This is a genomic window from Marinospirillum sp., assembly GCF_035271045.1.
GTDB lineage: Bacteria > Pseudomonadota > Gammaproteobacteria > Pseudomonadales > Halomonadaceae > Marinospirillum.
In genome coordinates, this window is sequence record NZ_DATESC010000018.1 from 113,839 (window position 1) to 119,838 (window position 6,000).

Annotated in this window: 5 protein-coding genes; 1 reads left to right on the forward strand and 4 read right to left on the reverse strand. The window is 42.3% G+C overall.

All coding sequences use genetic code 11. From position 1 onward, the window contains the following. Nucleotides 1-182: 182 nt before the first annotated feature. Nucleotides 183-2,108, forward strand: a complete 1,926-nt coding sequence (locus tag VJY63_RS07870; protein ID WP_324049688.1) for a methyl-accepting chemotaxis protein — start codon at nucleotides 183-185, stop codon at nucleotides 2,106-2,108. A gap of 9 nt (nucleotides 2,109-2,117) precedes the next feature. Here VJY63_RS07870 and uvrB read toward each other — a convergent pair whose 3' ends face one another. From uvrB to VJY63_RS07890, 4 genes are all read right to left on the reverse strand, one after another. Continuing rightward, nucleotides 2,118-4,142 carry an excinuclease ABC subunit UvrB gene (uvrB, locus tag VJY63_RS07875; RefSeq protein ID WP_324049691.1) on the reverse strand — a complete coding sequence of 675 codons (2,025 nt, stop codon included), beginning with the start codon at nucleotides 4,140-4,142 and terminating at the stop codon, nucleotides 2,118-2,120. Nucleotides 4,143-4,144: 2 nt separating this feature from the next. Then, nucleotides 4,145-4,375, reverse strand: a complete 231-nt coding sequence (locus tag VJY63_RS07880; protein ID WP_324049696.1) for a hypothetical protein — start codon at nucleotides 4,373-4,375, stop codon at nucleotides 4,145-4,147. A gap of 31 nt (nucleotides 4,376-4,406) precedes the next feature. After that, on the reverse strand, nucleotides 4,407-5,156 hold the full coding sequence (locus VJY63_RS07885) for a thioesterase family protein (protein ID WP_324049693.1): 750 nt from the start codon (nucleotides 5,154-5,156) through the stop codon (nucleotides 4,407-4,409). 187 nt (nucleotides 5,157-5,343) lie between these two features. Further along, entirely contained in the window at nucleotides 5,344-5,832 is a 489-nt protein-coding gene (locus VJY63_RS07890) for a hypothetical protein (RefSeq protein ID WP_324049694.1), read from the reverse strand. Nucleotides 5,833-6,000 lie beyond the last annotated feature (168 nt).

Genomic DNA, 6,000 nt, shown 5'->3' on the forward strand with positions numbered 1-6,000 from the left:
TATAAGATTTTTTACTATTTTTTTTATCTAAAATCAGCACGCCAATAAATACTATCTTGATATTGATGTCAACCAGTTAAATTAGGTTAATTGACTGACATTTGTGCATATTGACTCAACTAAAGTTTACTGTTGTAGTAAACTAAAAAAAATACCATTAGGTTTTAAAAGGAATACACCCTATGTTTAGTAAGCTTTCGATGATGCAGCGCCTGCTTTTGGCTATCTTGCTGCCTATTTTTATTGGTTTTTTAATACTTGGCTGGCTGATTACTTATCAGCTAAATGCCAGCTTACCGCCATTGATTGAAAAGTCGAGCAGCGCACAAGTGCAGGCTAGAGGTGCAGAAATAAGTCGTTGGTTAGAAGGGTATCAAAAATGGTTAAGGTCATTAGCCACTGCTCAAGAATTAAAAAACGTGACCAACCTTGAAGACCTAGTACCTTGGTTGGCTTTGCAAAGAGGCAAAGATGAAGCTGTTGAAAACCTTTATTTTGCTGACTTAGATGGTGATGCTGTTATTCATAATGGTGTGATTGCCAATGTGGGTAGTCGTTCTTATTTTGACGAGTTGGTGCGTAAAGGCAGTAAACAACGTGTATTAACCAATCCGCTTATTTCTCTTTCTAGCGGTAATCCTATCGCGGTATTAGGCGAAGTGGTTAAAGATGAACAAGGCAATCGCATTGGTATGTTGGGCATTGCGTTGACCATGAACGAGCTTTCTAATATCGCTAATAACCTAGAAATGGGTGTGGGTAGTTACGGTTGGGTAGTGGATGGCAGCGGTATTTTAGTTGCTCACCCGTCACCCAATGCACGTATGAAAATTAATGTCACCGAAGGTGATAACAAGGGTTATACCGGCCTTAGTGTTTTAGGTAAGAAGTTTATTACTGGTGTGTCAGGCATTGGCGATATTCTTAACCTGCAACAAGAGCCAGTTACGATGATTTGGCATCCTATTGCTAATACTCCTAACTGGACAGTCGGCGTTAGCGTACCCAAAGCCGTTTTTACTGCCACCACTACTAACTTGCTGCAACGCATCAGCTTGGTAATTTTAGTGGTTGTAGCAGTATTGGTGCTGATTATTTTTATTGTGGCGCGTCAGCAGGTGTTACCGATTCGTAATATGGTGCAACGGATGCGTGAAATTGCCGAAGGTGATGCCGATTTAACGCAAACTTTAACCATTGATCGCCAAGATGAGTTGGGTGAGTTAGCTAAAGGTTTTAACCAGTTTGTTGAACGCATTCGTGAGTTGATTCAAACCATCGGTACTAATGCTCAGCAGTTGGCTACTAGTGCTAATCAAGTTGAAAATAGCAGCCATAATATGGGCGAGGCAATGTATAAGCAGCAAGCCGAAGTTGACCAAGTTGCTGTGGCAATGAATCAGCTGGTTGCTACGGTTGAAGAAGTAGCCCGTCACGCACAACAGGCATCGGATGCTGCACAAGTGGGTGGTGAAGAAGCAGCCTTGGGTACTGAGCAAGTCGAAGCCGTAGTTATTTCAATTAAAGAACAGGCTGTAGTCATAAATGAAACAGCGCTTGAAATTGAAAAGCTACAACAGTCTGGCCAACAAATTGGCGAGGTTATGGTTGTTATTCGTGGTGTTGCTGAACAAACGAATCTTTTGGCTTTAAACGCAGCGATTGAAGCAGCGCGTGCCGGTGAAGCAGGGCGTGGTTTTGCGGTGGTTGCTGATGAAGTTAGAACGCTGGCAGCGCGTACTCATGAATCAACAGAGCAAATTCAAACCACTATTGACGAGCTGTTAAAACACATTGCACAAGCTGTAACCGCCATGCACACCAGCAGTAAAGGCAGTAGCAAAACGGTTAGTAATGCTGAAAACGCTGGCAAAGCTTTGGCAGGTATCAATCAAGCAATTGATAATATTGAAGGTATGAATATTCAAATTGCTTCTGCTACGCAAGAACAAAGTAGCACAGTTGATGAGCTTAATCGTAATCTTGAACGCATTGTAGAGCTTAGCAACTCAACCAGCAGCGCCTCACAAGACGTTGCCAGTAGTGGTACTCAATTAAACCAATTAGCCAGTGAACTACAACAACTGGTTGGGCGTTTTAAGGTTTAATAGTCATTATTAAATCAGCATTCGTTGATTTTGTAGTTCTTGCAGCTGGTCTCTTAGGCTAGCTGCTTTTTCAAACTCTAGCCCTTTGGCGGCCGTGAACATTTCATCTTCTAGTTTGGCAATGCGTTTATCAAACTCGGCTGGGGTTCCAGGTTGTTCACTGGCATAGTCACCGGCAGTTTCAGCGACTTTACGGCGTTCATCTTTACGGTCTTTTTTACCAGCACCAGGCGCATGAGCACCTTCTAAAATGTCTTGTACCGATTTGAAAATTGTAGCAGGTGTAATGCCCCATTTTATATTATGTGCAATTTGTGCGGTGCGGCGGCGTTCGGTTTCATCCATTGCACGTTGCATAGAACCAGTTACCCTGTCAGCATAAAAAATAGCTCGACCTTTAACATTACGTGCGGCACGACCTAGGGTTTGAATTAATGCCCTTTCTGAGCGCAGGAAGCCTTCTTTATCAGCATCTAAAATCGCCACTAAAGACACTTCTGGCATATCCAAACCTTCACGCAGCAGGTTAATACCCACCAACACATCGTAAATGCCTAAACGTAAGTCACGAATAATTTCGACCCTTTCTACCGTGTCTATATCTGAGTGTAAGTAACGTACTTTTACACCGTGTTCGGCTAGGTATTCACTTAAATCTTCTGACATACGTTTAGTTAAAGTGGTGACTAATACTCGGTCGCCCGTTGCTACTACTTTATTAATTTCCTCTAGCAGGTTATCCACTTGGTTGGTCGCTGGGCGTAGTTCAATGGTTGGGTCTAGTAAACCAGTGGGGCGAACCACCTGTTCAACAACTTGGCCAGCATGTTCTGTTTCGTAGGTTGAAGGTGTGGCGGAGACAAAAATCATTTGCGGTGCTAAAGACTCCCACTCTTCAAAACGTAATGGTCGGTTATCTAAAGCGGAAGGCAGACGAAAACCGTATTCAACCAAGGTTTCCTTGCGCGAACGGTCGCCTTTATACATGGCACCAATTTGCGGTACGGTGACGTGAGATTCATCTAGCATTAACAGGGCATTAGCTGGCAGGTAATCAAAAAAAGTTGGTGGTGCTAAACCGGGTTCACGGCCCGATAAATAACGAGAGTAGTTTTCTATGCCATTGCAGTAGCCTAGCTCGACCATCATTTCAATATCATACAAGCAGCGTTGTTCTATGCGTTGTGCTTCAACTAAGCGGTCATTATTGCGTAAAAACTCTAAACGTTGGCGTAGCTCTTCTTTTATAAAATCCACTGCCTTTAAAATGGTTTCTCTAGGCGTTACATAATGGCTTTTGGGGTAGATGGTATAACGCGGTACTTTTTTTAATACTTCGCCAGTGAGTGGATCAAAAATACTGATACGTTCTATTTCATCATCAAACAGTTCGACTCTAACCGCTTCAAATTCTGATTCTGCTGGATAAATATCAATTACATCACCGCGCACTCTAAAGGTAGCACGGCGTAATTCCATATCGTTGCGGGTGTATTGCAGCTCTGCCATACGGCGTAATAGCTGCCGTTGGTTCATGGGTTCACCTATATCCAGATGAACAACCATTTTTAAGTAAGCCGAAGGATCACCCAAACCATAAATGGCTGAAACGGTCGCAACTATAATGGTGTCATCCCGCTCTAGCAGTGCTTTAGTAGCAGAAAGCCGCATCTGCTCTATATGTTCGTTTATCGCAGCATCTTTTTCAATAAAGGTATCGCTAGAAGGTACATAAGCTTCTGGCTGGTAATAGTCGTAGTAAGAAACAAAGTATTCCACAGCGTTATTCGGGAAAAACTGCTTAAACTCACCGTATAATTGCGCCGCTAGAGTTTTGTTATGCACCATCACCAAAGTCGGGCGCTGTACACTTTCAATCACCTTGGCTAGGGTAAAAGTTTTACCTGAACCCGTGACACCCAATAAGGTTTGGTGAGCAAGGCCTTGTTCTAAACCATCCACTAACTGGGTAATGGCTTTGGGCTGATCGCCCGCAGGCTCGTAATTGGAATGGACTAGAAAAGGCTTACTCATTTTTAACCTTTAGTTGATTGCATAAATAAATTAAAACAAATTTTATTGCCATCTAAATCTTTAACGTAAGCACCGTAAAAAACATTAGGAATACGCTCACCCGGTGCGCCGTCACAAGTTGCACCCAGCGCGATTGCTTTGGCATACATAGCATCAATACTTTCTTTACTACCTAGTGCAAAGGATACCATCGTACCATTACTGGCTTGTGCGGGTTCTTTGTTAAACGGAATGCCTGCTTTTTTAGCGGCAAGGGCAAGTCAACTAGCCCAACTTTCTAAGGGTTAGAATTTGCTCACTGCGCCCAAAAGGCCCTTGCACATCATGCAAAATGGCGCTGGTTAAGCCTATGCCATCATTGCCATATTGCTGAGTGGTTTCTAAGCCTAACCAGCGGCCTGTTGGGTAGCGGTGCAAGTGAATTTGCAAGTCTAAATTAGGAAATGCCCAAGTGATATTATTGCCCTGACGAGGTGCTGTGCCATTAGCGGTATCAACCATGCCCATTAAATGAACAAAATCGCTGGTAGGCTGATTTTCAATCATTGCTATTGGCGTATTCAGCCAAACAATGCCTTTGCCCGCTCGGTGATTTTTATCTATTTTGGCTTCTAAGCTTTTAATGTAACCACCGGGCCAGTGTGAAATACCATCCCAGCTGGGGAGTGTGTCTGGGTGTTGAATCGCCTGATCCTCTAAGGCTGCAATGTTAGCACTGTCTTGTGTACACATACGCCAAACCCTAGCAACGATGCAAATTTTACCTTGAGCTTGCATCTTAGCTTCAACTAGCTCAATGGTTTTGCCTGGGCGAATTGCTTGTGTTGTTATTGAAAATTCACCCACTGGAATTAAACCAAAAATATCATAGCTAATTCTGCCAATACGCATAGCCTCACGAGGCTGAAATAATTCAAGTTCTGCTGCAATAATTCCGCTGGCGGGTGCCATGTGTTGCTCATGCGTGTTCCAAGCACCTTGGGCATGGTTAGTTGAACAATAGGTGCTAGTCACAGCTCCATTGGAGTCTGTTGTTCTGTTAATAAACTGGTAGTAGGCATTCATCGTGTAGTTATCTTCTTGTCATGGCTGAGTTTTTAAGCGCAATGGCTGCTGGGGAATAATACCAGTTTTGTACTTTAGCGTACTTTTATTAGCGTTTTTAACTAGGCTTGTTTTAACCCCCTAGCCTGCTTAAAAACTAAAATAGCAAACTAGACTTAAACTCTGTTTGGTTTTCAACGGGTGGTAGCTGCATACCTGCTTGGTATTTCACCGAAGGCTGTAATAGGGTAACTATGCCATTTTCGTAAACATTCAAAAGTGTTACATAATCTTGGCTAGTAGGATAAGTGGCGTTAATTTTAAGGCTGAAACCTTCGCCTTCTCTAAATAGTTTTTTAGGTGCTAAAAGGCTAATGTTTTTGTTTAAGCTACTAATAAAAAGCTCTTCAAGCTCACCGGACTTTAGAATAAATAAGTGTTGATTATTAGCTAAGTACCAAGCCTGATTTTGCCTAATTAAACGAAAATCTTTTTTGCAGTCTAATGCTGAGTTGAGCTTATAAAATAAAGGCGTTTTGGCTAAATAGGTGTTTTGCTTTTCGGCTTGGCAAGTTTCAAGTGGCAGTCTTTCTTTAACACGCTGTGCAAAGTCTAGGTTTTTAAAACTAAGCGCAACAAAAAACACCCCATCTTGTAAAAGTTTTATATACCTAGCTTAATATTGCCATCAAACACTGGCACTTGTTCGTAACTGACACCCATTTGGTAAGATTTTTCTTGCACATTTAACTTAACGTAGTTATGCAGTTTTTCTATGTCTGTGTTGTTATCAATTAAGCCTCGCATTAAGTAA